Source organism: Rhizobium sp. Leaf341 (assembly GCF_001424325.1).
GTDB lineage: Bacteria > Pseudomonadota > Alphaproteobacteria > Rhizobiales > Rhizobiaceae > Ferranicluibacter.
Map to the genome: position 1 here is coordinate 980938 of NZ_LMPE01000015.1, position 277 is coordinate 981214.

The 277-nt window shown below is 62.8% G+C and carries 1 protein-coding gene; it reads right to left on the reverse strand.

Going from position 1 to position 277, the window contains the following annotated elements:
• The coding region (locus ASG03_RS22100; protein WP_244475115.1) for an aminotransferase class I/II-fold pyridoxal phosphate-dependent enzyme at positions 1-277 on the reverse strand (277 nt) is incomplete at both ends.

The window sequence follows — 277 nt, forward strand, 5'->3', positions numbered from 1 at the left end:
CGCCGCGAGCTTCGCCTCGAGGTCGGCGACGGAATTGTGCTTGAAGATCACCCGCTCGCATTTGGCATGGCGGATGCCCTCGATCATGGAGGCGTGGTTCCCGGCGTCGGAAAAGACGATGATGCCGGGAATGCGCGAACAGAGCGTGCCGAGTGCGGCCCAGTTGGACACGTAGCCGGAGGTAAACAGCAGCGCTGCTTCCTTGCCGTGCAGATCGGCAAGCTCCTGTTCCAGGAGAACATGGTAGTGCGTCGTGCCGGAGATGTTGCGCGTGCCG